Source organism: Kitasatospora sp. NPDC056531, from assembly GCF_042794375.1.
In the GTDB taxonomy this organism is placed as follows: Bacteria; Actinomycetota; Actinomycetes; order Streptomycetales; family Streptomycetaceae; genus Kitasatospora.
The window spans coordinates 41,421-66,414 of the sequence record NZ_JBHTTU010000003.1; the positions used below are offsets into that span (position 1 = coordinate 41,421).

20 protein-coding genes are annotated in these 24,994 nt (G+C 72.4%); 15 read left to right on the forward strand and 5 right to left on the reverse strand.

From position 1 onward, the window contains the following. The first annotated feature begins 199 nt into the window (after positions 1–199). From ACFQ87_RS05000 to ACFQ87_RS05015, 4 genes are all read left to right on the forward strand, one after another. Positions 200–1,705, forward strand: a complete 1,506-nt coding sequence (locus tag ACFQ87_RS05000) for a leucyl aminopeptidase (protein ID WP_380609166.1) — start codon at positions 200–202, stop codon at positions 1,703–1,705. A gap of 362 nt (positions 1,706–2,067) precedes the next feature. Further along, entirely contained in the window at positions 2,068–3,456 is a 1,389-nt protein-coding gene (gene lpdA, locus ACFQ87_RS05005) for a dihydrolipoyl dehydrogenase (RefSeq protein WP_224284763.1), read from the forward strand. Between the two features lie 66 nt (positions 3,457–3,522). Next, on the forward strand, positions 3,523–5,271 hold the full coding sequence (gene sucB, locus ACFQ87_RS05010) for a 2-oxoglutarate dehydrogenase, E2 component, dihydrolipoamide succinyltransferase (RefSeq protein WP_380609167.1): 1,749 nt from the start codon (positions 3,523–3,525) through the stop codon (positions 5,269–5,271). Between the two features lie 140 nt (positions 5,272–5,411). Then, a complete protein-coding gene (locus ACFQ87_RS05015) occupies positions 5,412–5,927 on the forward strand; it encodes a DUF4240 domain-containing protein (protein ID WP_380609168.1) in 516 nt (171 codons plus the stop codon). A 10-nt stretch (positions 5,928–5,937) separates the two neighbouring features. On the opposite strand, the gene ACFQ87_RS05020 is transcribed toward ACFQ87_RS05015, so the two are convergent. Then, positions 5,938–7,050, reverse strand: coding sequence for a DUF2510 domain-containing protein (locus ACFQ87_RS05020; protein ID WP_380609169.1), 1,113 nt, complete (start codon positions 7,048–7,050; stop codon positions 5,938–5,940). Between the two features lie 97 nt (positions 7,051–7,147). After that, positions 7,148–7,654, reverse strand: a complete 507-nt coding sequence (locus ACFQ87_RS05025) for a GNAT family N-acetyltransferase (protein WP_380609170.1) — start codon at positions 7,652–7,654, stop codon at positions 7,148–7,150. A 55-nt stretch (positions 7,655–7,709) separates the two neighbouring features. Between ACFQ87_RS05025 and ACFQ87_RS05030 the strand changes: the two genes are divergently transcribed. Further along, a complete protein-coding gene (locus tag ACFQ87_RS05030) occupies positions 7,710–8,624 on the forward strand; it encodes a TIGR01777 family oxidoreductase (RefSeq protein ID WP_380609171.1) in 915 nt (304 codons plus the stop codon). Between the two features lie 347 nt (positions 8,625–8,971). Then, positions 8,972–10,303 (forward strand): FAD-dependent oxidoreductase, encoded by a 1,332-nt coding sequence (locus ACFQ87_RS05035; RefSeq protein WP_380609172.1) that lies wholly within the window; start codon positions 8,972–8,974, stop codon positions 10,301–10,303. 582 nt (positions 10,304–10,885) lie between these two features. Here the strand turns inward: ACFQ87_RS05035 and ACFQ87_RS05040 are convergent. Continuing rightward, complete coding sequence (locus ACFQ87_RS05040; RefSeq protein ID WP_380609173.1) at positions 10,886–12,763, reverse strand: regulator; 1,878 nt, start codon at positions 12,761–12,763, stop codon at positions 10,886–10,888. Positions 12,764–13,072: 309 nt separating this feature from the next. On the opposite strand from ACFQ87_RS05040, the gene ACFQ87_RS05045 reads away from it, so the two are divergent. From ACFQ87_RS05045 to ACFQ87_RS05075, 7 genes are all read left to right on the forward strand, one after another. Then, positions 13,073–13,834: a 3-hydroxybutyrate dehydrogenase gene (locus ACFQ87_RS05045; protein WP_380609174.1), complete on the forward strand. Its 762-nt coding sequence runs from the start codon at positions 13,073–13,075 to the stop codon at positions 13,832–13,834. A 232-nt stretch (positions 13,835–14,066) separates the two neighbouring features. Then, on the forward strand, positions 14,067–15,428 hold the full coding sequence (locus ACFQ87_RS05050; protein WP_380609175.1) for an MFS transporter: 1,362 nt from the start codon (positions 14,067–14,069) through the stop codon (positions 15,426–15,428). Between the two features lie 67 nt (positions 15,429–15,495). Then, entirely contained in the window at positions 15,496–17,406 is a 1,911-nt protein-coding gene (locus ACFQ87_RS05055; protein ID WP_380609176.1) for a helix-turn-helix domain-containing protein, read from the forward strand. Between the two features lie 136 nt (positions 17,407–17,542). Continuing rightward, on the forward strand, positions 17,543–18,340 hold the full coding sequence (lipB, locus tag ACFQ87_RS05060) for a lipoyl(octanoyl) transferase LipB (RefSeq protein WP_380609177.1): 798 nt from the start codon (positions 17,543–17,545) through the stop codon (positions 18,338–18,340). A gap of 177 nt (positions 18,341–18,517) precedes the next feature. Continuing rightward, entirely contained in the window at positions 18,518–19,471 is a 954-nt protein-coding gene (gene lipA / locus ACFQ87_RS05065) for a lipoyl synthase (protein WP_380609178.1), read from the forward strand. Between the two features lie 173 nt (positions 19,472–19,644). Continuing rightward, a complete protein-coding gene (locus tag ACFQ87_RS05070; RefSeq protein WP_380609179.1) occupies positions 19,645–19,848 on the forward strand; it encodes a hypothetical protein in 204 nt (67 codons plus the stop codon). A gap of 101 nt (positions 19,849–19,949) precedes the next feature. After that, positions 19,950–20,648 (forward strand): DUF4191 domain-containing protein, encoded by a 699-nt coding sequence (locus ACFQ87_RS05075; protein ID WP_380609398.1) that lies wholly within the window; start codon positions 19,950–19,952, stop codon positions 20,646–20,648. Positions 20,649–20,766: 118 nt separating this feature from the next. Here the strand turns inward: ACFQ87_RS05075 and ACFQ87_RS05080 are convergent, their stop codons facing one another. Next, positions 20,767–21,234, reverse strand: coding sequence for an RDD family protein (locus tag ACFQ87_RS05080; protein WP_380609180.1), 468 nt, complete (start codon positions 21,232–21,234; stop codon positions 20,767–20,769). A gap of 285 nt (positions 21,235–21,519) precedes the next feature. Here ACFQ87_RS05080 and glnA point away from each other — a divergent pair, with 285 nt between their 5' ends. Continuing rightward, positions 21,520–22,932 carry a type I glutamate--ammonia ligase gene (gene glnA, locus ACFQ87_RS05085; RefSeq protein ID WP_380609181.1) on the forward strand — a complete coding sequence of 471 codons (1,413 nt, stop codon included), beginning with the start codon at positions 21,520–21,522 and terminating at the stop codon, positions 22,930–22,932. 208 nt (positions 22,933–23,140) lie between these two features. On the opposite strand, the gene ACFQ87_RS05090 is transcribed toward glnA, so the two are convergent. Continuing rightward, on the reverse strand, positions 23,141–23,323 hold the full coding sequence (locus ACFQ87_RS05090) for a hypothetical protein (RefSeq protein ID WP_380609182.1): 183 nt from the start codon (positions 23,321–23,323) through the stop codon (positions 23,141–23,143). Positions 23,324–23,756: 433 nt separating this feature from the next. On the opposite strand from ACFQ87_RS05090, the gene ACFQ87_RS05095 reads away from it, so the two are divergent. Then, on the forward strand, positions 23,757–24,716 hold the full coding sequence (locus ACFQ87_RS05095; protein WP_380609183.1) for a hypothetical protein: 960 nt from the start codon (positions 23,757–23,759) through the stop codon (positions 24,714–24,716). Positions 24,717–24,994: the final 278 nt, after the last annotated feature.

Genomic DNA, 24,994 nt, shown 5'->3' on the forward strand with positions numbered 1-24,994 from the left:
CCTTCTGGGCGTTTTCTCCCCCCCCGGTGCGCATAGGGGGTCTTTTTCTTTGTGTTCCCCCCCCCCCTTCCCCCCCCCCCCCCACCAGGGGGCCCGGACCCGCAGACGCGTCGGCGGACGGCCTGCCACGGCGGGCTGCGCCGGTTCGGCAGTCACGCCGTGACCGGCCGTGGACCCGCGAAAGAACAGGACGCATTACGTGACTGCATTGTCTGTGAGCACCTCCTCCGCCGCCTCGCTGCGCGCGGACGCCCTGGTGGTCGGTCTCGCGAAGGGCCCGAAGGGCATCGTGCTGGCCCCCGGCGCCGAGGCCGTGAACGAGGCGTTCGAGGGCAAGCTGGCCGAGGTCCTCAGCACCCTGGGCGCGACCGGCGCCGAGGGCGAGACCGTCAAGGTGCCCTCCCCCACCGGCCTGAAGGCCCCGCTCGTGCTCGCGGTCGGCCTCGGCGAGGCCGCCGAGGAGCGTTACGAGCCGGAGGCGCTGCGCCGCGCCGCCGGTGTCGCCGCCCGCGCCCTGGCCGGCGTCAAGAAGGCCGCGCTGGCCCTGCCGGCCGAGTCCGCGGACGACGTGGAGGCGCTGGCGCTGGGCGGTCTGCTCGGCTCGTACGCCTTCGGCACGTACAAGGGCAACGGCAACGGCAAGGAGCCGGTCGGCGAGCTGGTCGTGCTGGCCGCCCGCAAGGGCAGCAAGGACGCCAAGGCCGCCGTGGAGCGCGCCGCCGCGATCGGCGAGGAGATGAACCGCGCCCGCGACCTGGTCAACACCGCGCCGAACGACCTGAACCCGAAGAGCTTCGCCGCGATCGCCCAGGCGGCCGGCAAGGAGCACGGCCTCAAGGTCGAGGTGCTGGACGAGAAGGCCCTGACCAAGGGCGGCTACGGCGGCCTGCTGGGCGTCGGCGGCGGCTCGGCCAACCCGCCGCGGCTGGTGAAGGTGGCCTACACCCACCCGAAGGCGAAGGCCACGCTGGCCTTCGTCGGCAAGGGCATCACCTACGACTCGGGCGGCATCTCGCTGAAGCCGGCCGGCCACAACGAGACCATGAAGTGCGACATGGCCGGCGCCGCCGCCGTGTTCGCCGCCGTGGTGGCCGCCAAGCGCCTGGGCCTGGTCGTCAACGTCACCGGCTGGCTGGCGCTGGCCGAGAACATGCCGTCCGGCTCCGCCACCCGTCCGGGCGACGTGCTGCGCATGTACGGCGGCAAGACCGTCGAGGTGCTGAACACCGACGCCGAGGGCCGTCTGGTGCTGGCCGACGCGATCGTGCGGGCCGGCGAGGAGAACCCGGACGTCATCGTCGACGTGGCGACCCTGACCGGCGCCATGGTGCTGGCCCTGGGCACCCGCACCTTCGGCGTGATGTCCAACAGCGACGAGCTGCGCGAGAACCTGCACGCCATCGCGGGCGAGGTCGGCGAGCAGTCCTGGCCGATGCCGCTGCCGGCCGAGCTGCGCAAGGGCTTCACCGAGTCGACCATCGCCGACCTGGCCAACATGGGCGAGCGGATGGGCGGCGGCCTGGTGGCCGGCCTGTTCCTGAAGGAGTTCGTGGCCGAGGGCACCGACTGGGCGCACCTGGACATCGCCGGCCCGGCGTTCCACGAGAGCGCGCCGTTCGGCTACACCCCGAAGGGCGGCACCGCGAGCGCGGTGCGCACCCTGATCCGTTTCGCCGAGCAGACCGCGGCCAACGGCAAGGCCTGATCCGACCGGACTTGAGCCTCCACGGGGGTTACCTGCGAGTAGGCCGGGACGCCCCGGCACACCTCTGTTCGCCACGGGCGAAACTTTGTTCCACAGAGCGGAACAGGTGGCGGCGAACGGGGCGGAAGGCGCCCGTCCGGCGGCTGTCAATACCGCGTTGAGCTGCGATGATGCCCTTCCGTCGGGGGCGTTCCCGCCCCGGTGACCACCCTGCGGGACACCCCTGGGGTGGACCCGGACATCAGCTACCGCGAACAAGTGCGAAGATGTATTTCCGGCACGACTGGGCGCCTCACAAAGGCATCCGACCCACCGGACCGCGACCGGCCCGGCGACCCACCCCATTGCATGGAGGACGTGACGTGGCGAACGACGCCAGCACCGTTTTCGACGTAGTCATTCTCGGAGGCGGAAGCGGCGGTTACGCCGCGGCGCTCCGCGCCGCTCAGCTGGGTCTGAGCGTTGCCCTGGTCGAGAAGGGGGAGCTGGGCGGCACCTGCCTGCACCGCGGCTGCATCCCGACCAAGGCGCTGCTGCACGCCGCCGAGATCGCGGACGAGACGAAGGAGGCCGCCGAGTTCGGCGTGCTGGCCACCTTCCAGGGCATCGACATCAACGGCGTCCACAAGTACAAGGACGACGTCATCGCCGGCCTGTACAAGGGCCTGCAGGGCCTGGTGGCGTCCCGCAAGGTCACCTTCATCCAGGGCGAGGGCAAGCTCTCCTCGCAGACCTCGGTGGACGTCAACGGCCAGCGCATCGAAGGCCGCCACATCGTCCTGGCCACCGGTTCGGTGCCGCGCTCGATCCCGGGCCTGGAGATCGACGGCAACCGCGTGATCTCCTCCGACCACGCCCTCAAGCTCGACCGCATCCCGAAGTCGGCCGTCATCCTGGGCGGCGGCGTCATCGGCGTCGAGTTCGCCTCGGTCTGGAAGTCCTTCGGCGTCGAGGTCACCATCGTCGAGGCGCTGCCGCACCTCGTCCCGCTCGAGGACGAGAACTCCTCCAAGCTGCTGGAGCGCGCGTTCCGCAAGCGCGGCATCAAGTTCGAGCTGAAGGCCCGCTTCTCCGGCGTCGAGTACACCGAGACCGGTGTCCGCGTCTCCACCGAGAACGGCAAGCAGATCGACGCCGACCTGCTGCTCGTCGCCATCGGCCGCGGCCCGGTCTCGGCCGGCCTCGGCTACGAGGAGAACGGCGTCGCGATGGACCGCGGCTACGTCCTGGTCGACGAGTACATGCGCACCAACGTGCCCACCATCTCGGCCGTCGGCGACCTCGCCCCGACCCTGCAGCTCGCCCACGTCGGCTTCGCCGAGGGCATCCTCGTCGCCGAGCGTCTGGCCGGCCTGAAGCCGATGCCGATCGACTACGACGGCGTCCCGCGGGTGACCTACTCCAACCCCGAGGTCGCCTCCGTCGGCATCTCCGAGGCCAAGGCCGTCGAGCTGTACGGCAAGGAGAAGGTCGTCACCCTGAAGTACAACCTGGCCGGCAACGGCAAGAGCAAGATCCTGAAGACCGCCGGCGAGATCAAGCTCGTCCAGGTCAAGGACGGCGCCGTGGTCGGCGTCCACATGGTCGGCGCCCGCATGGGCGAGCAGGTCGGCGAAGCCCAGCTGATCTACAACTGGGAGGCCCTGCCGGCCGAGGTCGCGCAGCTGATCCACGCGCACCCGACCCAGTCCGAGGCCCTGGGCGAGGCGCACCTGGCGCTGGCCGGCAAGCCGCTGCACGCGCACGACTGATCGCGCCCACCACCCCCCTTTTCCAGTACTTCCCGTACGCAAGACTTGATAGGAGTCGCTGAAACCATGGCGGTCTCAGTAACACTGCCCGCGCTGGGCGAGAGCGTTTCCGAGGGCACCGTCACCCGTTGGCTGAAGGCCGAGGGTGAGCGTGTCGAGGTCGACGAGCCGCTGCTGGAGGTGTCGACCGACAAGGTCGACACCGAGATCCCGGCTCCCGCCTCCGGCATCCTGGCCTCGATCAAGGTCGGCGAGGACGAGACCGTCGAGGTCGGCGCCGAGCTGGCGATCATCCACGACGGCTCCGAGGCCGCCGCTGCCGCCCCGGCGCCCGCCGCCGAGGCCGCTCCGGCCGCTGCCCCGGTCGCCGCTCCGGCTCCGGTCGCCGAGGCCCCGGCTGCCGCTCCGGCCGCCGCCGCTCCGGTTGCTGCCGCTCCGGCCGGCGACGCCCACCCGGTGCTGCTGCCCGCGCTGGGCGAGTCGGTCACCGAGGGCACCGTCACCCGTTGGCTGAAGGCCGAGGGTGAGACGGTCGAGATCGACGAGCCGCTGCTCGAGGTCTCCACCGACAAGGTCGACACCGAGATCCCGTCGCCGGTCGCCGGCGTCGTCGTCAAGATCCTGGTCGGCGAGGACGAGACCGCCGAGGTCGGCGCCCAGCTCGCGCTGATCGGTGCCCCGGGTGCCGCCGCTGCCGCCCCGGCCCCGGTCGCCGCCCCGGCCCCGGTCGCCGCCCCGGCTCCGGTCGCTGCCCCGGCCCCCGTCGCCGCTCCGGTTGCCCCGGCCCCCGTCGCCGCTCCGGTTGCCCCGGCCGCTCCGGCTCCGGTCGCCGCCCCGGCCCCGGTTGCTGCTCCGGCCCCGGTCGCCCCGGCTGCTCCGGCCGCCGACGCCGGTGACGCCTACGTCACCCCGCTGGTGCGCAAGCTCGCCGCCGAGCACGGCGTCGAGCTGTCCTCCGTCGTCGGCACCGGCGTCGGCGGTCGCATCCGCAAGCAGGACGTCATCGCCGCCGCGGAGGCCGCCAAGGCCGCCCCGGCCCCGGTCGCCGCCGCCGCTCCGGCCGCCGCGCCGAAGGCCGCCGCCGCGCCGTCCGCCCTGCGCGGCCAGACGGTCAAGATGACCCGCATGCGCAAGGTCATCGGCGACAACATGATGAAGGCCCTGCACGAGCAGGCCCAGCTGACCAGCGTGGTCGAGGTGGACATCACCAAGATCATGTCGCTGCGCGCCAAGGCCAAGGACGGCTTCCTCGCCCGCGAGGGCGTCAAGCTCTCCCCGATGCCGTTCTTCGTCAAGGCCGCCGCCCAGGCGCTGAAGGCCCACGCGGTCGTCAACGCCCGGATCAACGAGGCCGAGGGCACCATCACCTACTTCGACACCGAGAACATCGGTATCGCGGTGGACTCCGAGAAGGGTCTGATGACCCCGGTCATCAAGGGTGCGGGCGACCTCAACATCGCCGGCATCTCGAAGAAGACCGCCGAGCTGGCCGCCAAGGTCCGCGACAGCAAGATCACCCCGGACGAGCTGTCCGGCGCCACCTTCACCATCAGCAACACCGGCTCGCGCGGTGCGCTGTTCGACACCGTGATCGTGCCGCCGAACCAGGCCGCCATCCTGGGCATCGGCGCCACCGTGAAGCGCCCGGTCGTCATCGAGGCCGACGGCGGCACCGCCATCGGCATCCGCGACATGACCTACCTGTCGCTCTCCTACGACCACCGCCTGGTGGACGGCGCCGACGCCGCCCGCTACCTGGTCGCGGTCAAGGAGATCCTGGAGGCCGGCGAGTTCGAGGTCGAGCTCGGCCTGTAAGGCACCCCGGTCGTACCGAACCCCGCGTCGTCCCCGGACGGCGCGGGGTTCCGCCGTTCCCGGACGGCGCGGGATTCCGCCGCCTTCTCTTCGGGTCGCGGCATGCGCCGGGGCTGCCGAGCGGGGATGCTGGAGCGGTGATGGACGAGACCGACTTCTGGCAGATCATCGACGAGACCCGGGAGGCCGCCGAGGGCGATCCCGACGAACAGGCCGACCGGCTGGTGGAGCACCTCGTCCGGCTGACCCCGGACGACGTGATCGACTTCGCCCGGCTGTTCGAGGCCCGCTTCCAGCGCGCCTACCGCCACGACCTGTGGGGCGCGGCCTACCTGCTGCTGGACGGCGCCTCCGAGGACACCTTCGACTTCTTCCGCTGCTGGCTGATCGGCCAGGGCCGGGAGGTCTTCGAGGGCGGGCTGGCCGAGCCGGACGACCTGGCGGACCTGCTGCCCGAGTTCGACGAGGAGGAGGACGGCGAGGCCGAGGACCTCGGCTACGCGGCCGACGAGGCGTACGAGCGGCTGACCGGCCTGCCGTTGCCCGAGGTGGGCGGTCGACAGGCCGGGCGGCCGGCCGGGGCGGCGCTGGACTTCGACGACCCGGACGTCATGGCGAAACGCTTTCCCAAGCTCTGGGAGCGCTACGGGGATTGACCGGGATCGATCAGGTGCTGCTGCCCGAGCTGCCGTCCTGCTTGATGCCCTTCAGGATCTGGTCCAGCACCGAGGCGTCCGGCGCGGCCGGGTCGTCGTCCACGCCGCCCTCGAAGACCACGTAGCCGCCGCCCTTGGCGGGGACGGCGGCCAGCAGGACGTAGCCCTGGGTGCCGTCCGAGGTACGGACGTGCCAGCGGGTGGCGTAGCCGAGCACACCGGCGACGCTGACGAAGCCGGAGCCGGAGTCGGTGTGCGAGGTGATCCCGGTGAAGATGCCCCCGGCGTAGGCCGGCATCGCGGCGTCGGCGGCCGCCTTGGGCGAGGCGCCCTGGACGGTGTCCTTCTCGACCGAGAACTGGCCGCGGATGCAGGCGTTGCCGTCCGCGCAGGTGTAGCGGCCGCTGCCGAGGTAGACGGTGGAGTGCGCGGGGTTGGGCGACACGTCCCAGCCGTCCAACACTGGGACGGTTATCGCGTGCTGGGCGTCCGGGACGGTGCTCTTCACGGCCGGGACGGGCTTGGGCGGCGCGACGGTGGGCGTGCTCTCGGTCGGGGAGGGGGTCGGCCCGGGGCTGTCGCTCTGGCTGGCCGACACGGTGGGGCTCGGGGTCGGGCCCGCCTTCGGGTCGCCGCCCTGGCTGAACATGATCCCGGCGATGATCCCGCCCACGGCCAGCACGCCGACCGTGATCCCGATGATCACACCGGGCTTGGTCCTCGCGGGGGCGGGCGGCGGGTAGCCCTGGTCCGGGTAGTAGCCGCCGCCCTGGTAGGCCTCCTGGCCGGGGTAGCCGTACCCGGAGGCCTGCGCGCCGTAGCCCGGGGCCCGGCCGTCCTGGCCGGGGTAGCCGTAGCCGGGGGCCCGGCTGGCGTCCTGACCCGGGTATCCGTAGCCGGGGGCGGGCGAGCCGCCCTGCGCCGGGTAGCCGTAGCCGGGCTGCGGGGGCTGCGGGGCCGGCGGCTGCCAGGCCTGGGTCGGGGCGTCGGCGAGCTGTCCGGCGCCGCCCTGGAGCGGTCGGACCTCGCTGGTCCAGGCGTTGCCGTCCCACCAGCGCTCGTGACCGGGGGTGCCGTCCGCACCGGGGACCGGGTACCACCCGGGAGGCGTCGAGTTGCTCACGGGCGTACGGTACCCGGCGGGGCGCGGCTCCAGACAGGGCGGGTACGTCACGACTCTGCAGCGCCCGATCCGCTGACTGCGCGCCAGCCAGCGGGCCTCAGTCGACCAGTCGGCGGGCCATCCAGACGTCGTCCACGTACCGGCCGTCGATCAGGAACTCCTCGGTCAGCGAGCCCTCCACGACGAAACCGCAGCTCTCGTACAGCCGGCGGGCCGGGGCGTTCCAGCCGAGCACCCGCAGGGTCAGTCTGCGGGCACCCTCGGCCCGGGCCGCGGCGCAGGCCGCCTCGACCAGTCGGCGGCCGATGCCCCGGCCGCGGACCGTGCCGTCGACGGCGAGGCCCTGGATCTGCCGGACGTGCCGGTTGCTGGCCAGCGGGGTCGACGGGACCTGGCGGGTGTAGCCGACGATCCGGCCGTCCAGCACGGCGAGCAGGTACTGGTCGGGGGTGTGCCGCTCGTCGAAGATCCCGTCCCTGGCCGGTGGTTCCGGGGAGACGTCGGAGAGGGTGGACCAGGAGGCCCGGTCGAGGGCGGCGAGCTCGCGGTCGTCCTCCGGCCGCGCCGGACGGATGATCAGATCGTCATGGGAGTCATGGGGCATGCGCGTCAGCCTAATGAGGCGCGTGCGAACGTGGCGGGGATTAAGTACTGCGAGGATGGGGCCCATGCGCATCGCTGTCACAGGCTCCACGGGATTGATCGGTTCGGCACTCGTCCGCTCCCTGCTGGCGGACGGCCACGAGGTGGTCCGGCTGGTCCGGCGCCGCTCCAGGACGGGCCCGCAGCCCGACGGCAGTACGGCGATCGGCTGGAACCCGCTGCTCGGCCAGGTCGAGCGGGACGGCCTCGCCGGGGTCGAGGCGGTGGTGCACCTGGCCGGTGCCGGCGTCGGCGACCGCCGCTGGACGGACGCGTACAAGCGGGAGATCCGGGAGAGCCGGGTCTACGGCACCGAGACCCTGGCCGTCGCACTGGCCGAACTCAAGGAGCCGCCGCGGGTGCTCGTCAGCGCCTCCGCGGTCGGCTGGTACGGGCAGACCGGTGACCAGGTGATCGACGAGGACTCCCCCGCCGGGGACGACTTCCTGGCCGAGGTGTGCCTGGAGTGGGAGGCGGCGGCGCGGCCGGCCGAGCGGGCCGGGATCCGGGTCGTGCACCCGCGCACCGGGATGGTGCTCTCCACCGCCGGTGGGGCGGGCGGGCGGCTGTTCCCGCTGTTCAAGCTGGGCCTGGGCGGACGACTGGGCAGCGGGCGGCAGTACTGGAGCTACATCTCGCTGGCCGACGAGGTGGCCGCGCTGCGGTTCCTGATCGACCGGGAGGACCTCTCCGGCGCCTTCAACCTCACCGCACCGGAACCGGTGACCAACGCCGAGCTGACCACGGCGATCGGGCGCGCGCTGGGGCGGCCGACGCCGTTCCCGGTGCCGGAGGCGGTGCTCAAGGCGGTGCTCGGGGAGCTGGCGGTCGAGGTGGTCGGCAGCCACCGGGTGGTGCCGCGGCGGCTGCTGGACGCGGGGTTCCGCTTCGCGCACCCGGACGTGGACTCGGCAGTGCGCGCGGCACTCTGACTCCCGCTTCGCGCGTAGGCCTCCTACGGCATTCACCCTGGCCAGGGGCATATGCCGGGCGGGGGTCGGACGGGGCTCCGACAGGGGGCGCACGGGAGCACATGGCGGGCGCGTCGCACGCCCCCGGTGACCGTACGCGCCCGCCAGCCCGGTATCTCGGCCGCCACAGCGCACTGTCCGTGACCGCGCCCCCGCCCGGTGCCGCACAACCCCTCCCGACCCCCGCATCCGGTCCGTTGTGCTTGTCTGATGCTCATACTGACTGGGCATCACCTTCCACGGACCGTGTCCCGGCACCCCGCTGCCTGCGTCGGCCGGAGCCCCGGGACCAGGGAGGGAGCACGCCAGTGCCCACATACGACTTCACCCGCCGCGCCCGTCGACCGTCCGACCCGGACGTCGTCGTGGTCGGCGCCGGACTCGCGGGCCTGGCCGCCGCCCGCGCACTCACCGACCACGGCCTCGCCGTTCAGGTCCTGGAGACCACCGACCGGATCGGCGGCCGGATGGCCACCCGCGAGCTGGACGGATTCCGACTCGACGACGGCAGCCACCTGCTGAACACCGCCTTCCCCGAGCTGCGCCGGGCGCTCGACCTCGACCGCCTGGACCTACGCCAGCTCACGCCCGGCGTGCTGGTGCACAGCGCCGGACGCCGCTACCGCGCCGGGGACCCGCAGCTCACCACCGCCCGCCAGGCCGCCACCCGGGCGCCGCTCGGCAGCCCGCTGGACAAGGCCCGTCTCGGCAGCTGGCTCGGCCGGACCGCCACCACCCCGGCCAGCCGGCTGCAGGCCCGCCCGGAGACCACCGCCGCCCGCGCCCTGGCCGGCCACGGCCTCGCCCCGCGCACCGTGGACGGCTTCCTGCGCCCGCTGCTCAGCGCGCTGCTCAGCGATCCGGCGCTCGGCACCAGCAGCCGGATCGCCGACCTGGTGCTGCGCTCCTACGCCCGCGGACGGCTCTGTCTGCCCGCCGACGGGATCGCGGCCGTGCCGGCCCAGCTGGCCGCCGCGCTGCCCGCCGGCACCGTGCGGACCGGGGTGCAGGTCACCTCGGTCACCGCCGACGGCGTGGAGACCCTCGCCCACGGGCGGATCGGCGCCCAGGCCGTCGTGGTCGCCACCGACGCCCGCTCCGCCGTCGAACTGCTGCCCGGGCTGCGGCTGCCGGACTTCCACCCCGTCACCACCTTCTTCCACGCGGCCGACCGCGCCCCGCTGAACGAGGCCGTGCTGCTGCTCGACGGCGACCGGCCGAGCGGGCACCCGCCGCTGGTCTCGCACTCGCTGGTGCTCAGCGAGCTGCACCCGTCCTTCGCCCCGGCCGGGCAGGCGCTGGTCGCCACCACCGTGCTCGGGCGGCGTTCCTTCGACGCGGGCGGCCCGGCCGGGCTGGAACCGGCCGTCCGGGCCCGGCTGGCCGAGCTGTACGGCGCCTCGACGGCGGGCTGGCAGTTCCTCAGCGTGCGGCACGTCCCGGACGCGCTGCCCGCGATGCCGCCGCCGCACAACCCGCGCCGGCCGGTGCGGGTGCTGGCCGGGCTGTACGTCGCCGGGGACCACCGGGACACCAGCACCGTGCAGGGCGCGCTGGTCTCCGGGCGGCGGGCGGCGTGGGCGGCGCTGCGCGACCTCGGGCTGCCGGCGGACGCGCGGGAGGCCGAGGCGGCGGCCTGAGGCCGTTGGCCCGGGGCGTTCTGCTCGTGCGTGCTGCTCGCGCGTGCCGTTCGGTCGCCCGAACACGCCAGCGGTCTGCCGGGGTGACAGACCGACGGCGTGCCGGGATGCCGACATGCACGTTCTGACCGTTCAACGGATGATTTCCACCGTTCTGCCGTTTCGCGGTGAGCGCCCCCGCCCAGCCGGTCGCGCTGATCCCGTTCCCCGCGGCAGCCGTCGCCGCGCCGCTGCGCGCCGACCGGCTGCCGCGGTGGATCGCCGTACCGACCGTCGTGTTCGAGATCGTGCTCGGTGTCCTGATCGGCCCGGACGACCTCGACTGGGCGCGCGCCGAACCTGGTCGACGCGCTCTCCCGGTTCGGCCTGGGCCACCCGGCTTCATCGAGCGCACCCTGCGCGCCTCGGGGCGGCTCGCGATCCGAGTGGTGTTCCTGGGCGCCCGGCCGCCGGTGGGCGCCGATCCGGAGCAGCCGAAGGTCCGGGCCGAGAGCTGGCCTTCTCGGCCCGGCTGTCAGGCGGTCCGTGTTGTCGGGCGGTCGGGCGGGCGATCCGTGTGGTCGGGTGTCGTCAGGCCCGCGGTCAGATCACCCCCGCCTGGCGGGCCGTCTCCTCGAAGGCGCGGGCCACCGGGCTGCCCCGGTAGGGGGTGAGACGGCGGTGGAAGTCCCGGACGTACTCCAGCGACCGGGCCGAGCGCATCTCCCCCGCCGCCCGCAGTGCGTCGGTGGCCATCGTGCAGGCCTCGTCGAGGTCGCCCATGCCGAGCCGGGCGGTGGCCAGCACCAGCCGGCAGAAGATCCGGCTGCGCGCGTAGGCGGGCGAGCGCAGCCGCAGCGACTTCTCGGCGTGCTGCGCGGAGGTGCGCCACTGCTGGAGGTCGCGGTAGCAGTGGGCGAACTCGTCGGAGAGCTGCGCCTCGTCGAAGTACCGTGCCCAGGAGGGAAGTTCGTCACCCGTCCGGGAGGCGGCGAGCGAGCGCTCGGCCCGTACCAGGGCGGTGGTGCAGGAGCGGACGTCGCCCAGCAGGCCGTGCCCGCGCGCCTCGGCGGCGTGCATCAGCGACTGGACCACCGGCGGGACGGCGGTGCCCACACCCTGCTGGGCGACCCGGGCGAGCTGGACGGCCTCCCGGCCGTGGCCCAGGTGGACGGCCTGCTGGCTCATCGTCACCAGGACGTAGCCGCCGAGCGCGCGGTCCCCGGCGGCCTGGGAGAGGCGCAGCGCCTGGACGAAGTAGCGCTGGGCGAGGCCGTGCGCGGCGATGTCGAAGGACGTCCAGCCGGCCAGCCTGGTCAGGTCTGCGACCGCGCCGAACAGGGCCCGGCCGATCTGCTCGCCGTAGCGGCCGCGCAGCATCGGCTCGGCCTCGCTCTCCAGGTAGCGGACCAGCGCCTGGCGGGCGTGACCGCCGCCGTAGGCGTGGTCGAGCGCGCGGAAGAGGTCGCCGACGGCGCGGATGGCCGCGATGTCGCCGCGGCCGACCCGCAGGGCGGGGCGCGCCTCGCGGGTCGGGTCGGTGTACGGCGGCTCGACGACGGCCGGCAAGCGGCGGCTCTGGGTGGGCACCCGGCCGATGGTGGCGGCGGTACCGGTGGTTCCGGCGGTGCTGCGGGAGCTGGGGGCGCCGGGGGCCTGGCCGCGCGCGGGGCTCACGGTGGGGGCGCCGGACGCGCTCGTGGCGCTCGGCGCCGGTGCGGTGGGGGCGGTGCCCGGCGGGCCGGTGGTGGCGTCCGGGCGGACCAGGGTGGAGCCGTCCCGGGCGACCCGCTCGTCGGTGCGGCCGATCAGCCAGTCCCGGCTGGGGACGACCAGACCGGCCGGGGTGAAGGCGATCCGGCGCAGCTCGGACTGCGGGCCGTTGTCCTTGCGCCACATGCTCGCCACGATGTCCACCGCCTCCTGCGGGGTCTCGGCGAACTCCAGGCCCGCGTAGACCGGGGCGCAGGCGTCCAGGCCGAGGTCCTGGGCGGTGAGGCGGCGGCCGAGGCGGCGGGTGAAGACCTCGGCGATCAGCGCCGGGGTGGCGCCGCGGGGCTGCTGGCCGCGCAGCCAGCGGGTGACCGAGGTCTTGTCGTAGCGCAGGTCGAGGCCGTGCTCCAGACCGAGCTGGTCGACCCGGCGGGCCAGGCCGGCGTGCGAGAAGCCGGCCTCCTCGATCAGCGCGGCGAGCTGGCCGTTCTGCGGGGCCGGGCCGGAGTGGCCGGTGTGGCTGCCGTGGCCGCTGGTGGTCGCGGGGGCGGGTGCGGCGGTGGCTTCGTGCCGGTTCGGTGTGGCCTGCACGGGCAGCCGCAGTTCGTCTGCGGTCGGGGCGTCGGTGGTCAGCGTGTCGCCGGTCAGGGCGTTGGGGGCCAGGGCGTCGTGGGCGTCCGGAAGGGTCCGGCCGACCGGACCTCGGTGCTGGCCGAGCGGGTCGAGCGGTCCGTACGCCGGGCTGTCGGTTGCAGGCCGTTGGGGCATGTCAGTCAACACCTCTCGGACGTCGCACCGGGCTCTACCAGCACTTCGGCGGCCTGGGGCGGCGCCCCCTGTCGGGAATCGGCGTGAATGTAGCGAGCATTCGGGCGCTATGGGTGGATCCGACCGAGCAATCCTCCGAACGGGTGAAGCAACCGCGCCCATTGTGGGGAAGCGAGGTCATGATGGGTTTGGCCTTCCGGGCTCGAACCGTCGATCGACCGTCATGTTGGCTTCCACCATGGGGGACCCCGCTGCTGTAGCGGCCCACCACATGGGAGCCGCGCCGCCGGATTCCTACCGTTCTCGGCCATGGACACCTCTACTGCCCGCCCGCTCGACGGCCGCACGGCCCTGGTGACCGGCGCCGCCTCGGGCATCGGCCGGGCCTGCGCCGAGGCCTTCGCCGGGGCCGGCGCCCGGGTCTACGTCGTCGACCTCGCGGCCGGCCCGGCCCGGGACGTCGCCGAGCGGATCGGCGGGCGCGCGATCGTCACGGACCTCGCAGACCCCGAGGCCGTGGACGCCCTGCCGGACGACGCCGACATCGTGGTCAACAACGCCGGCCTGCAACACCTCGCGCCCGTGCACGAGTTCCCGCTCTACCGCTTCACCCTCATGCAACGCGTCATGGTCGAGGCCCCGTTCCGCATCCTGCGCCGCACCCTCCCCCACATGTACGAACAGCGGTGGGGCCGGATCGTCAACATCTCCTCCGTCCACGGCCTGCGCGCCAGCGCCTTCAAGTCCGCGTACGTCACCGCCAAGCACGCCCTGGAGGGCCTCAGCAAGACCGTCGCCCTCGAAGGCGCCCCCCACGGCGTCACCAGCAACTGCCTCAACCCGGGCTACGTCCGCACCCCCCTGGTCGAGCAGCAGATCGCCGCCCAGGCCCTCGCCCACGGCATCCCCGAGGACGAGGTCGTCGAGCGCGTCATGCTCGACCGCACCGCCGTCAAGCGCCTCATCGAACCCTCCGAGGTCGCCGCCCTCGCCCTCCACCTCTGCACCCCGCCCGCCTCCTACATCACCGGCGCCAGCCTCCCCATCGACGGCGGCTGGACGGCGCACTGAGCTCCCCCTGCTTCTGGGGGTCAAGAGCGCTCGGCAATGTCGCCGCTTCGGTGGTGCCGGAGCGGCGACGGGTGAAGGGGGCGGGGGTGGGCAACGGTCAGGAGCCAAGGGGTTTATGGGATGGTCGGCTATCTCCGCCCATGGGTTGTGTGGGTCGGTCACATAGTCCATGGCGCACGGGGTTCCTACCTTGTGGCGACATCCTCCCCTCTGGACCTGGAAGTGGTGACCCATGAAGGCCCCTGCACGTGGTTCGGCGGCGACCAGCTCACTCCCGCGAGTGGTGGCCGCGAGTCTGATCGGCACGACGATCGAGTGGTACGACTACTTCCTGTACGGAACGGCGGCGGCGCTGGTGTTCGGGAAGCTGTTCTTCCCGAACACCGATCCGCTGACCGGGACGCTGCTGTCGTTCCTGACCTATGCGATCGGGTTCGCGGCGCGGCCGCTCGGGGCCCTGGTGTTCGGGCACTTCGGGGACCGGGTGGGGCGGAAGAAGCTGCTGGTGGTGAGCCTGCTGCTGATGGGTGGGTCGACCACGGCGATCGGACTGCTGCCGACGTACGGGTCGATCGGGGTCGCGGCGCCGGTGCTGTTGACGACGCTCCGGCTGGTGCAGGGGTTCGCGCTCGGCGGGGAGTGGGGCGGGGCGGTGCTGCTGGTGTCGGAGCACGGGGACCAGCGGCGGCGGGGGTTCTGGGCGTCGTGGCCGCAGGGCGGCGCGCCGGCCGGGAACCTGCTGGCGGCGGGGGTGCTGTCGTTGATGACGGCGGTGCAGTCGGACAGCGCGTTCCTGGCGTGGGGGTGGCGGGTGCCGTTCCTGCTGTCGGCGGTGCTGGTCGGGGTCGGGATGTGGATCCGGCTGGCGGTGGACGAGTCGCCGTTGTTCCGGCAGGCGCTGCGGGCGGCGCAGGCCCGACAGGAGGCCGAACCGGCGCCGCTGGTGGGGGTGTTGAAGCACCACTGGCGGGAGGTGCTGGTGGCCATGGGCGCACGGATGGCGGAGAACATCTCGTACTACGTGATGACGACCTTTGTGCTCACGTACGCCGTCAACCACGCGCACTTCGACAAGCAGAGCGCGCTGAACGCCGTACTGATCGCTTCGGCGATCCAGTTCGCGCTGATCCCGCTGTTCGGCGCGTTGTCCGACCGGGTCGGGCGCAGGCCGGTGTACCTGGTGGGCGCGGCCGGGGTCGGGGTCTGGGCGTTCGTGTTCTTCGGGATGGTGGACACCAAGTCCTTCGGGGCGCTGGTGGTCGCGGTGACCGTCGGTTTGGTGTTCCACAGCGCGATGTACGCGCCGCAGGCGGCCTTCTTCTCCGAGCTGTTCGCGACCAGGCTGCGGTACTCGGGGGCCTCGATCGGCGCCCAGTTCGCCTCGGTGGCAGCCGGGGCGCCCGCCCCGCTGATCGCCACCGCGCTGCTCAAGGACTACGGCAACGCCACCCCCATCGCGGTGTACGTGGCCGTCGCGGCGGCGATCACCCTGCTGGCGGTGCTGTGCGCACGGGAGACCAGGGGGCAGGACCTCACCGAGGTCGAGGAGCAGTCGGCGGACGGTGCCGTGGTCGGAAAGCCCGCTGTGGCCTGAGGGTTGAGCCGATAGCATCGCGATTCCTCGCAACCGTCGGACCCGACGCCGATTGGCGGCCCGCACCATGAACCACCCCGACGAAGGCGCCGCACCCGCGCTGCGGCGGTTGCTCGACCTGCTCGCCTCCGGCGCCGCCACCGAGGACTTCGCCGAGGTGCTGGCCGACGCCCGCCGCCGCGGGGCGCCGGCCGGCGTCCTCGCCGAGATCGACGACGCCACCTGGCAGGCCCTGCGGGTGCACCGTACGTTGCGTCAACACCGGCGCCGAGAGGCCGAGTTGACCGCACTGTTCGACACCGCCGGGGACCTGGCCGCCTCCCGGGAGCTGGACACCGTGCTGCAGGCGATCGTCCGCCGGGCCCGGATGCTGCTCGGCACCGACACCGCGTACCTGACCCTGCCGGACGAGGCCGCCGGCGACACCTACATGCGGGTCACCGACGGCTCGGTCTCCGTGCTCTTCCAGACCCTTCGGCTCAGCCTCGGCGACGGCCTGGGTGGGCTGGTCGCCCAGACCGCCCGCCCGTACGCCACCCCCGACTACCGCACCGACGAACGTTTCCACCACACCGGCACGATCGACGCGGGCGTGCTGGACGAGGGCCTGGTGGCGATCATCGGGGTGCCGCTGCTGCTCGGCGGGCAGGTCATCGGCGTCCTGTTCGCCGCCGACCGCTCGCCGCGCGCCTTCTCCCCCGACGAGGTCGCGCTGCTCTGCACGCTGGCCGCGCACGCCGCGATCGCCCTGGACACCGCCAAGTCGCTGGCCGGAACCCGGGCCGCGCTCGCCGAACTGAACGCCGCCAACGAGCTGGTCCGGGCCCACTCCGCCGCCGTCCAGCGCGCCGAGCAGGCGCACGACCGGCTCACCGACCTGGTGCTGCGCGGCGCCGAGGTGCCGGACGTCGCCGCCGCCGTCGCACTCCTGCTGGACGGGGAGATAGCGGTCCTGGACGCCGAGGGCGAGCCGCTGGCCGGGCGGCCGACGCCCGCCGCCGAGCTGGCCGGGGCGGTGGCCGCGTCCCGGGCCGAGGGCCGGTCGGTACGGCACGGCGAGCTGTGGGTGTGCGCGGTGCTGGCCGGGCACGACGCACTCGGCACCATGGTGCTGCGCGGGCGGCCCGACCTCGACGACGCCGACCGGCGGCTGTTCGAGCGGGCCAGCGTGGTGACCGCGCTGCTCCTGCTGCTGCGCCGCTCGGTGGCGGAGACCGAGAACCGGGTCCGCGGCGAGCTGCTCACCGACCTGCTCACCGCCCCCGAGCGAGACCCGGCCGGGCTCACCGCGCGCGGCCGCCGGCTCGGGGTCGACCTCGCCCGGCCGCACCTGGTGCTGGTCGCGGAACCGGCGGACGGCGACGGCGACGGGCGGGGACGGCTCGCGGGGGCCGCCCGGCGCTATCTGTTCGGCTCCCGGGGCGTCGGCGCCGAGCACGGCGAGGCGGTGGTGCTGCTGGTGCCGCTCGAAGCGGGCACGACCGACGACCCCGAGGAGACCGCCCGGCAGGCCGCCGAGCGGCTGGCCCGGCTGGCCGGCTTCCCGGTCACCGTCGGCGCCGGCCGCCCCGCCGCCGGCCCCCGGGCGCTGGCCGCCGCGTACGCCGAGGGCCTGCGCTGCGTGCGCGCCCTGCGGGTGCTCGGCCGCGCCGGGGAGGGCGCCTCGGCCTGCGCGCTGGGCTTCCTCGGGGTGCTGCTCGGCGACGGCCACGACGTGGACGGCTTCGTCGGCGCGACGCTCGGCCCGCTGCTCGCCTACGACGCCCGGCGCGGCACCGAGCTGGTCCGCACCCTGCGCGCCTACTTCGACTGCGGCGGCAGCCTCACCCGGGCCAAGGACGAGCTGCACGTCCACGTGAACACCGTGGTGCAGCGGCTGGACCGGGTCGAGGCGCTGCTCGGGCGGGACTGGAGCCAGCCGGAGCGCTCCCTGGAACTGCAGTTGGCGCTGCGGCTGCAGCTGCTCTCGGGCGGCTGAACGGCTGGTACGGGCGTGGGCGTACAGTGGCGAGGTTGGTCTCGAACGCCTGGCAAGGAGCGCAAGCGGTGAGCGAGCGAACAGTGAACCGAGGCGCGTCTCGCGAAGCGACCGCCGAGCGAAGCGAGGTGGGCGCATGAGCGACAACGTGCGGTTCGTGCGGATGGGCATAGGCGAGCACGTCGTCCCCTACGAGGCGGCGTGGGAGGAGCAGCAGCGACTGCACGCGCTGCGGGTCGCGGACGAGATCCCCGACACCGTGCTGCTGCTGGAGCACCCGCCCGTCTACACCATGGGCAAGCGCACCAACCCCGCCGACCTGCCGCTGGACGGCACCCCCGTGGTCGAGGTCAACCGGGGCGGGGAGATCACCTGGCACGGCCCCGGCCAGCTGGTCGGCTACCCGATCATCAAGCTGCCCGACCCGATCGACGTGATCGCGTACGTCCGCCGGCTGGAGGAGGCGCTGATCCGCGCCGCCGCCGACTTCGGCGTCCAGACCACCCGGGTCGAGGGCCGCAGCGGGGTCTGGGTGCTGGGCCAGAACATCCCGGACGCCGTGGTGGACCCGGCCGAGGTGGTGGACATCGGCAAACTGACCCTGCGGATGGGCCTGCCGCTGGGCATCGACCCGCGACTGGCCGGGCCCGAGTACGCCCCGTCCAACGCCGGGCAGCGCGGCGGCGACCGCAAGCTCGCCGCGATCGGCGTCCGGGTCGCCCGCGGGGTGACCATGCACGGCTTCGCGCTCAACTGCGACCCCGACATGACGTACTTCGACAAGATCGTGCCCTGCGGCATCCGGGACGCGGGCGTGGCCTCGCTGGCCGGCGAGCTGGGGCGCGATTTCGGCGTGAGCGAGGCGTTGCCGGCCGTCGAGCGGCACCTGAAGGACGTCTTCGCCGAGCTGCCGGAGCCGGCGCTCAACCGCTGAAGCCCGCCGCCGTTCAGCCGCTGCGGCCCGGTGCCCATGCAGCTGAAACCGCCAGCCACTGGGAATCTACTGGCCGGTAGCCGCGTTGCCCTGCGATTGCAGGGCGGCAGGCCCGGCACAGGCCGTACAACCACAGGCGTACCCTGGGGGTACCCCGTCTAGTTCTAGGAGTCGCACGTGTCCGCTGTCGCGCCCGACGGCAGGAAGCTGCTCCGCCTGGAGGTCCGCAACAGCGAGACCCCCATCGAGCGGAAGCCCGAGTGGATCAAGACCCGCGCGAAGATGGGCCCGGAGTACAACGCCCTCCAGTCGCTGGTGAAGAAGGAGGGGCTGCACACGGTCTGCCAGGAGGCCGGCTGCCCCAACATCTTCGAGTGCTGGGAGGACCGCGAGGCGACCTTCCTCATCGGCGGTGACCAGTGCACCCGCCGCTGCGACTTCTGCCAGATCGACACCGGCAAGCCCGCCGAGTTCGACCGCGACGAGCCGCGCCGGGTCGCCGAGTCCATCGTCACCATGGACCTCAACTACGCCACCATCACCGGCGTCGCCCGCGACGACCTGGAGGACGGCGGCGCCTGGCTGTACGCCGAGACCGTGCGCCAGGTGCACGCGATGACCGCCGAGCGCGCGGGCGGCCGTACCGGCGTCGAGCTGCTCATCCCCGACTTCAACGCGGTGCCCGAGCAGCTGGCCGAGGTCTTCTCCTCCCGCCCCGAGGTGCTCGCGCACAACGTCGAGACGGTTCCGCGCATCTTCAAGCGGATCCGCCCCGCGTTCCGGTACGAGCGCTCGCTCGACGTCATCACCCAGGCCCGCGCGGCCGGGCTGGTGACCAAGTCCAACCTGATCCTGGGCATGGGCGAGACCCGCGAGGAGGTCAGCCAGGCGCTGGCCGACCTGGTCGGGGCCGGCTGCGAGCTGATCACCATCACCCAGTACCTGCGCCCCTCGCTGCGCCACCACCCGGTGGAGCGCTGGGTGAAGCCGCAGGAGTTCGTCGAGCTCCAGGAGGAGGCCGAGGAGCTGGGCTTCGCGGGTGTCATGTCGGGGCCGCTGGTGCGTTCGTCGTACCGGGCGGGCCGGCTGTACCGGCAGGCGCTGGAGCGGCGCGCGCAGGCCGCGGTCTGACGTTCCGGGGCAGGTTTCGGCCGCTGGGCCATTCGAAGGGCGGAGCTACGGCTCCGCCCTTTCGGGCTTCACCACGCTTTGACTGCCTGGTCACGGGCTGGTAACACGGGGTGGGGACGATGGACGCCTAGTGAGCGTTCGATTCTTCTCAGCCACGAGAGGAGCTGTTCGGCATGCGGATGCGGATCCGGTCGGTGGGGGTGGCGCTGCGGTTCGCCGAGAGCGTCCTGTTGGCGCCCGGCCAGCGGCACGCGCGGCTCAACGCCTGGGCGGCGGTGTGCGAGAACCGCCGGTACGCGGCGGACCGCCGGCACGACGCCCTGGCGGGCGGCGGGGCGGCGGCGGGCACGGCGAGGGCGCGCTCCGTACGCCCCTGAGGTCGCCGACGTCGCTGTGCGCGACGGTGCGCGGGCACACAGGTCACGGTTCGGGCGAACGGGTACCCAGGCTTGGATATCCCGCACCCGTGCCACGTACCATGAGCGTTATGGCGAGGGAAACATCCGAAAACCCCGGGCGGCTGAAGCAGATCCGCCTGGCGTACACCATGACCAAGAAGGTCGACACCAAGATCGGCCTGATCATCGCCGGCGTCGGCCTGCTGACCTTCGGCGTGTTCCTCGCCATCGGCTTCGCGATCGACCACCCCATCTACCTGGGCATCCTGGGCTTCATCGTGGCCGTCCTGGCCATGGCGATCGTCTTCGGGCGCCGGGCCGAGCGCGCCGCGTTCGGTCAGATGGAGGGGCAGCCGGGCGCTGTCGCGGCGGTGCTGAACAACATCCGGCGCGGCTGGAGCTCCAGCTCCACCCCGGTCGCGGTCACCCGCAACCAGGACGCGGTCTACCGCGCCGTGGGCCGGGCCGGCATCGCGCTGATCGGCGAGGGCAACCCGAACCGGGTGCGCCAGCTGCTGGCCTCCGAGAAGAAGAAGATGGCCCGGGTGGTCGGCGACGTGCCGGTGCACGACATCGTGGTGGGCGACGGCGAGGGCGAGGTCCCGCTCAAGAAGCTGCAGATCCACCTGATGCGCCTGCCCCGCGCCATCACCCCCGCCCAGGTCACCGAGACCAACGACCGCCTGCGCGCGCTGGGCGACCTGCTCTCCAAGGCGCCGATCCCCAAGGGCCCGATGCCCAAGGGCGCCCGGATGCCCAAGGGCGGCCAGGCCCGCTGACCCCTCCCCTCCCCTGACGACACGAGAACGGCCCCGCTGAGTTTCCTCAGCGGGGCCGTTCGACGTTCAGCCGCTGCGTGGTCGTCCACGTGGACGCCATCCGCCCATGTGGACGTCGTCAGATCCGGACCTCGACCGTGCCGACCGCCTTGTCGTGCAGGCCGCGGGTGTCGCGGTCCCAGACCAACGCCGGCACCACCATGCAGAGCAGGACGGTGCGCAGCAGGATCTGCGGGATGGTCGCGCGGCGCCCGTCCAGGCGGACCACCCGGAGGCCGAACAGCCGCTTGCCGACGGTCGTGCCGGTGGTGGCGAGCAGGACGGCGGCGACCAGGAAGTAGAGCGGGAGGGTCCACAGGTTGGCCTCGGCCTGATCGCCCTTGGCGATCAGGCCGTAGGAGACCATGGCGACCAGCCAGCCGTCCACGAACAGGGAGCCGATCCGTCGGCCGGGGCCGGCGAGCGAGCCGGGGCCCTCCTGCGGCAGTCCGAGGCGCTCGCCGCGGTAGCCGAAGTCGGCGCCCATCTTCTCGGCGGCCGCCTTCGGGCCGTCGATCCACGATCCCAACGCTTCTCTGGTGTCCACGAATCCACACTAACCGGGCTGACCCCGGGCGCCCGCACCGGCTCCCCTCCGGGCGGGGCGCGGCGCCGGGCCCCGCCCCGACCGGGTGAATCCCGATCACCGGGCTTACCAAGTGGTCCAGACCACTTCCCCGAGGGCCCCCAGGTCGACGAGGTGATTTGCCCCGTACCGTACGCCTTTGCCACCCACTCGGCGGCCCTGGTTAACATCTAGGAAACGAGCGGGTCACCGACTGGAAACGACCCATTCCTAGGGTGAGCCCCATTCGCCAGCCGAGGAGGATGGATGTTCAACAACGCCGCCGAAGTGAAGCAGTTCATCCAGGACAACGACGTGAAGTTCGTCGACGTCCGGTTCTGCGACCTGCCGGGCGTACTGCAGCACTTCTCCGTACCTGCGGCGACCTTCGACCCGTCCGAGACCCTGATGTTCGACGGCTCGTCGATCCGCGGCTTCCAGGCCATTCACGAGTCCGACATGGCCCTCGTGCCGGACCTCGCCACCGCCCGCCTCGACCCGTTCCGGGCCGAGAAGCACCTCAACATCAACTTCTTCATCCAGGACCCGGTCACCGGCGAGGCCTACAGCCGTGACCCCCGCAACGTCGCCAAGAAGGCCGAGGCCTACCTCGCGTCCTCCGGCATCGCCGACACCGCCTTCTTCGGGCCCGAGGCGGAGTTCTACGTCTTCGACTCGGTGCGGTTCGAGACCAGCGCCAACGCGTCCTTCTACCACATCGACTCGGAGGCGGGCGCCTGGAACACCGGCGCCGCCGAGGGCGACGCGCGCGGCTACAAGGTCAAGTACAAGGGCGGCTACTTCCCCGTCCCGCCGGTGGACCACTTCGCCGACCTGCGCGCCGAGATGTCGCTGGAGCTGGCCAAGGCCGGCCTTGAGGTCGAGCGCCAGCACCACGAGGTCGGCACGGCCGGCCAGGCGGAGATCAACTACAAGTTCAACACCCTGCTGCACGCGGCCGACGACCTGATGCTGTTCAAGTACATCATCAAGAACGTCGCCTGGCGCAACGGCAAGACGGCCACCTTCATGCCGAAGCCGATCTTCGGCGACAACGGCTCGGGCATGCACGTCCACCAGTCACTGTGGAGCGAGGGCTCGCCGCTCTTCTACGACGAGCAGGGCTACGCCGGCCTGTCCGACACCGCCCGCTACTACATCGGCGGCCTGCTCCGGCACGCCCCCTCGCTGCTGGCCTTCACCAACCCCTCGGTGAACTCCTACCACCGCCTGGTCCCGGGCTTCGAGGCGCCGGTCAACCTGGTCTACTCGCAGCGCAACCGCTCGGCCGCGATCCGCATCCCGATCACCGGCTCCAACGCCAAGGCCAAGCGCATCGAGTTCCGCGCGCCGGACCCGTCCTCCAACCCGTACCTGGCCTTCTCCGCCATGCTGATGGCCGGCCTCGACGGCATCCGCAACAAGATCGAGCCGCTGGAGCCGGTCGACAAGGACCTCTACGAGCTCGCCCCCGAGGAGCACGCCAACGTCCCGCAGGTGCCCTCCTCCCTTCCCGCCGTCCTGGAGGCCCTGGAGGCCGACCACGAGTACCTCCTCGCCGGCAACGTCTTCACCCCGGACCTGATCGAGACCTGGATCGACTTCAAGCGCACCAACGAGATCGCCCCGATCGCCCTCCGGCCCCACCCGCACGAGTTCGAGCTGTACTACGACCTCTAAATCGGCCCGCATGGGCCACTTGGCCATGAGGCCCTTTTAGGGCCTCTGGCCTGCGAAAACGCCTCTCAGCAGCTCTCGTCGTCACTCGCTCGCCCTCGCCCTCATGTGAAACGAGTGTGGAATGGCGACGCCGATAGCTGACGATTGATCAGCTGGGAGGAGCAACGTCGGGGGTCGTCATGCTCCTCACAGAGCGTGACGACCCCCGTTACCGTGCACCAGGCAGTGCGCTCTCCCGGGCCCGCAGGTCTTCGACGGAAGCGAGGGCGGCGTCGAGCCGGCGGTCGAGCGCGTCGGCCACGCCGCGGCGCACCGAGCGGACGAGCGTGGTGTCGTCTGGCGCCGGACGGCGGCGCGCGTACAGCTCGCACCCGCGCGCCCGCATGGGCATGCGAGCCCGTCTGTGTTGACGGCCGGGTCGGCGGCCAGCTTGCGGCCGACCGTCAGCGGGTCAGCACGGCGAGACACAGTTCGACGGCGTCGGCCCGCCGTCGAGCGATGGCGGGGCGCCGAGCCTTGGTGGGGCGGGGTTGGTGGGGCGGGGCATAGGCACAGGTCCTTCGTGGTGCACCCCCGCGCGGCCACTCATGATTCCCCATTGCGGGTCCACGCCCGGTAGCCCACCGATCCGTGCTGATGGCCAGGCGGCTGGGCCAGCACCGTACGCGGCCGGTGGTCGGCGGCGCTGCTGCCGTTGGCCGGGGCTTGTCAGGTTCACACCAGCGTTCCCCGGCCCGCAGGTGCGCCAGGGAAGGTGCAACAAGACCTAGATGACGCGTTTAGCTCTTGTTGCACCTAAGCCAGGAGGGAGGTAGATTGCTGGCATGGAGGTGATGATGACGGAGAAGCCGAAGCCCGGTGCCGAGCTCACCCGCAGGGAGGTCCACAAGATCCTTGGCGGGCGCCCTCAGGGTGCGATCTCGCCCACAAAGGACAACGGCATCCTCGTCTTCCTTAGCTTCCGGCACGACTCGAACACCGACCCCCACCTCCCCGTCAACGGACAGGACGGCGAAGGCATACTGCATTTGCTCGGAGAGGGCAACGACGGCGACCAGCAGTTCACCCAGTCCAACAAGGCACTCCTGGACCACAAGCGAACCGGCCGCCCGATCCACGTCTTCGAGGCGCGAACCGCGCTCTACGACGGCTCGCTCGCCGAGGAACCCTTCCGGTACATCGGGCAGTTCGAGATCGACTACAACGAGCCCTACTACCTGGTGGACTCCCCGGACAAGCGCGGCCAGGACCGGCGCGTGATCATCTTCCGGCTTCGCCCTCAGCTCGGCGGCGTCCGGCTCTCGGGCCTGTTGTCCGACACCGCAGCCGACACCCCCAAGACAACTCCCCCTCGACCGTCAGAGCGGAGGTTGCTGGAAGCCTCCTCGTGGGCCCGTCGGCCGAGCGCGGTCGTCGTCCGGGAATCGAGTACCCGCCGCGAAGCAGTCCTTCTCAGCAGCCTCAAGGCCCACCTCACCAACCTCGGCCACACCACAACCCGCCTGCGGCTCACCACAAGCGACGGAAGCAACACCCTCCACACGGACCTGGTGGACGCCACCAGCGACACCGTCTACGAGGCGAAGTCGACTGTCTCCCGCGAAGCTGTGCGCTCCGCGATCGGCTACCTTCTCGACCTTCACCGGCGCCCGGGCGCACCGGCCAACATGGCGGTGCTCCTGCCGTCCGATCCGCTCTCCGACCTGCGCGACCTGTGCGCCGGGCTCGGGATCGAGGTCGTCTGGCCCAACCCGGACGGCACCTTCACCTCGACTAAGAGCTGAGGCCAGGGGTTCCCGCCCCTGGCCTCAGTCCAACCTTGGCCACCCGCACGTTTCTCAGGCGCCGCGGGCCAGCCTGCTCACCGCCATTCCCATGAACAGGAGCACCCCCAGTATGTCCGACCACTCCCGGCTGCGGAAACCGCAGGCCACCGGGTGTTAGAGGCATCTCTCCCGAGCCCGTGCGCGCCCAGGCCGATACCGGCCCGGGCCACCGACCGGTGCGCCTCGGCACACCGCCCTACCGGCTGCGGGCCGGACGAGCCGTCACATCACCGCCA

Excerpts from the sequence above, each read along its gene's own strand:
- glnA (WP_380609181.1), top strand. The coding sequence starts at position 21,520 with ATGTTCAACAACGCCGCCGAAGTGAAGCAGTTCATCCAGGACAACGAC.
- ACFQ87_RS05030 (WP_380609171.1), top strand. The coding sequence starts at position 7,710 with ATGGGGCCCATGCGCATCGCTGTCACAGGCTCCACGGGATTGATCGGT.
- ACFQ87_RS05070 (WP_380609179.1), top strand. The coding sequence starts at position 19,645 with ATGCGGATGCGGATCCGGTCGGTGGGGGTGGCGCTGCGGTTCGCCGAG.
- ACFQ87_RS05075 (WP_380609398.1), top strand. The coding sequence starts at position 19,950 with ATGAGCGTTATGGCGAGGGAAACATCCGAAAACCCCGGGCGGCTGAAG.
- sucB (WP_380609167.1), top strand. The coding sequence starts at position 3,523 with ATGGCGGTCTCAGTAACACTGCCCGCGCTGGGCGAGAGCGTTTCCGAG.
- ACFQ87_RS05025 (WP_380609170.1), bottom strand. The coding sequence starts at position 7,654 with ATGCCCCATGACTCCCATGACGATCTGATCATCCGTCCGGCGCGGCCG.
- ACFQ87_RS05015 (WP_380609168.1), top strand. The coding sequence starts at position 5,412 with ATGGACGAGACCGACTTCTGGCAGATCATCGACGAGACCCGGGAGGCC.
- ACFQ87_RS05050 (WP_380609175.1), top strand. The coding sequence starts at position 14,067 with ATGAAGGCCCCTGCACGTGGTTCGGCGGCGACCAGCTCACTCCCGCGA.
- ACFQ87_RS05055 (WP_380609176.1), top strand. The coding sequence starts at position 15,496 with ATGAACCACCCCGACGAAGGCGCCGCACCCGCGCTGCGGCGGTTGCTC.
- ACFQ87_RS05090 (WP_380609182.1), bottom strand. The coding sequence starts at position 23,323 with ATGCCCATGCGGGCGCGCGGGTGCGAGCTGTACGCGCGCCGCCGTCCG.
- ACFQ87_RS05045 (WP_380609174.1), top strand. The coding sequence starts at position 13,073 with ATGGACACCTCTACTGCCCGCCCGCTCGACGGCCGCACGGCCCTGGTG.
- ACFQ87_RS05095 (WP_380609183.1), top strand. The coding sequence starts at position 23,757 with ATGGAGGTGATGATGACGGAGAAGCCGAAGCCCGGTGCCGAGCTCACC.
- ACFQ87_RS05040 (WP_380609173.1), bottom strand. The coding sequence starts at position 12,763 with ATGCCCCAACGGCCTGCAACCGACAGCCCGGCGTACGGACCGCTCGAC.
- lipB (WP_380609177.1), top strand. The coding sequence starts at position 17,543 with ATGAGCGACAACGTGCGGTTCGTGCGGATGGGCATAGGCGAGCACGTC.